1 protein-coding gene is annotated in these 2,996 nt (G+C 40.5%); it reads left to right on the top strand.

Going from position 1 to position 2,996, the window contains the following annotated elements; translation table 11 throughout:
• On the top strand, positions 1-2,419 hold a 2,419-nt coding region (locus F6J94_RS32385), incomplete at its 5' end, for an NACHT domain-containing NTPase (protein WP_293047755.1).
• Between the last annotated feature and the right edge of the window lie 577 nt (positions 2,420-2,996).

The following is a 2,996-nucleotide window of genomic DNA, read 5'->3' as shown; positions in this document are numbered from 1 at the left end:
TCCATTACCGGAAGAATTTCGTTGGAAGTATATTGCTAGACAGTATCTCAAGCGAGTACAAACTATCATCCGGGAATCGGATCAGTTGCGGCCTATCCGAGATTCCCAAACGTTGGATGCGATCGCACAAAACACTAGCGCTACAGCAGGCATTATCCCAGACTTTGACTTAAGCACCTATCAAGAAGGACTTTTAGAGCGCTACGGTAATCTCGGCTTGGATAGTTTAGATACCAGTGGCTATGCCTATAACGAACTAAAACTATGGAAAATATTTATCCCCCAAAATGTGCGAGAGGTTCATGACCTGATGCCGTCAGCTCTTCATGAACTTCCTAAAGATTATTATAAACAACTGGGAGACAGTGATCAACTAGACATAGCAATTGATCCAGAGGAATTGAAACGAGCTAAAGACGCTTATCATCAACAGCCGGTTAAATCCGTATTAGATGTTATTAAAAACTGTCAAAGTTATCCCTATTTGGTAGTTTTAGGAGACCCAGGCTCCGGTAAATCTACCTTGCTGCAATATTTAGCATTAAATTGGGCAAGAACAGATCTCAATACTGCCCTTTCTCTACGGATTCCCTTACTGATTGAATTACGCACCTATATTCGCAATCGCGATAGTGGACAGTGTAATAACTTCTTGGAATTCTGCCATCAAAGCAGTGGAGCGATATGTCATCTGAATCAACATCAACTGCATCACCAGTTAAAGGCTGGTAAAGTCTTAGTCATGTTTGATGGGTTGGATGAAGTGTTTGAACCAGGCAAACGAGAAGATGTGATTACCGATATTCATCGCTTTACCAATACCTATCCTAAGGTAAGAGTAATTGTTACATCTCGCGTCATTGGTTATAAACCCCAACGGCTACGAAATGCTCAATTTCGTCATGTGATGCTCCAAGACTTGGAGTCAGAACAAATTCAAACCTTTATCGAGCACTGGCATGAGTTAACCTTTACTAATCAAGCCGATAAAGTTAGGAAACGGGAGCGCTTACAAAAAGCCATAGACACATCCTCCCCGATTCGACAACTGGCGGTAAATCCCCTATTACTAACTATGATGGCAATCCTGAACCGCAATCAAGAATTGCCTCGTGACCGTTCTGAACTCTATAACCAAGCGTCTCGGTTACTGCTCCATCAATGGGATGTAGAGCGAGCATTACTAGAAGATAATCGTGTTGACCCGAAGACTATTGATTATCAAGATAAGCAACAGATGCTCGGTAAAGTGGCATATTTCATGCAGGGCAATCAAGCAGGGTTAGCGGGAAATCTGATTAGTGGAGAAGATTTAGAAAGGATTATCAAAGAGGAGCTGAAATTACGAGACGTTACTAATCCCAGAGCCGTTGCTAAGGTAATGATTAATCAGTTGCGCACCCGCCATTTTATCTTGTGTTTCATGGGAGCAGATTACTACGCCTTTGTGCATCGGACATTTTTGGAATATTTCTGTGCTTGGGAATTTGTCAGGAAATTTGAAAAAAAACAGGAGATTTCTATAGAAAACTTGAAAACTGAAGTCTTTGGTCAGCACTGGCGGGATGAATCTTTGCATGAAGTGCTCAGGTTGATTGTGGGCATGATTGATTCCAACAAAGCTGGAGAGATTATTGAGTATTTGATGGCACAAGATGGAGAAGGGTATGAGTTTGGTAATTTATTTCTGGCAGGGGATTGTTTGTCTGAAGTTAGGAATCGGTATGAAATTCAATCAACGGATACTGAATTACTGAATTGCTTCAAAGACTTAATTCACTATGATCTAAATTATGATTATGACCCATATGGATATCAGGCCAATTTAGTCCGTGATCTTCATACTCAAGCTGTTGTAGCAGTAGCCACCCATTGGCAAGACCATCCAGATACCTTACCCCTACTTCAAAAATGGGCTCGCTCTGATACTGATTTGTTCGTGCGAGGTACAGCAATTGAACAGTTAGCTCTAGGTTACAAAGACCACCCAGATACCTTAGCCATACTTCAAGAATCGGCTCGCTCTGATACTTATTGCTATGTGCGACTTAGAGCAATTGAACAGTTAGCTCTAGGTTACAAAGACCACCCAGATACCTTAGCCATACTTCAAGAATGGGCTCGCTGTGATCAGCATTGGTTGGTGCGAGCTAAAGCAATTGAACAGTTAGCTCAAGGTTGGCAAGATCAGCCTTGGTTATTTGAATTTTTATGCTATCGCACTCTCAATGACCCCTTTGAGCGTGATCAAGACCAGCATTATGACAATGTCAATCCTCGAAAAATAGCCCTGAATGCCATCCTGAAATATTATCCTAACTATTCCCAAACCCGGTCTTTATTGCTCGATAGAGCAGAGCATGACTCCGATCCTAAACTGCGGAAGTTTGCTCTTGAGAAATTAGCAAAATTACGGTAGTTCTGATAGTAATCAAGTATACAGGATTTTTTAGCTGTTCCCTGTTTCCTAAAATTATCAACTGATTTACCTCACCCAATTGATAACTGCTAACTATTATCAATAAGCTCTTAAAAAGGCTTGATAAGTATTATGAAATCTAGTAAATTGCTTAACAGCCAGTAAAGCACTCCCAAAGTCTAAAACCTTGGGAGAGTCATTTTAGGTTACATTAAATCCAGTCTAGCATCCCTGTTTGGATTGTGAAAATCAAACCATGGGAATAGATTTGAATGTAGAATGTAGAATTAAGAATGTAGAATGTAGAATTATGCATTCTACATTCTACATTCTGACAAACAACCTTCAACCTTAACTTTTCAACCTTAAACCTTCAAGCTTTTTTAATTAAGAATGTATAATCTGGAATTCTACATTCTTAATTCTTAATTCTTAATTCTGCCTTCCTTCGAGAACAATCGCTGTCTTGATGCAGTCGCTCATGGGGGAAACCCCCAAGACCGCGCTGCATCGCTCCAATAACGGTTTAGGAATTGTCTCGAAATCCTCCAACAAGAAATCCATAATGGCCAGATGA

This window comes from Moorena sp. SIO1F2 (assembly GCF_010672755.1).
Taxonomy (GTDB): domain Bacteria; phylum Cyanobacteriota; class Cyanobacteriia; order Cyanobacteriales; family Coleofasciculaceae; genus Moorena.
The sequence above is the reverse complement of the archived record's forward strand: the minus strand, read 5'-3'. Positions and strand labels throughout refer to the sequence as shown.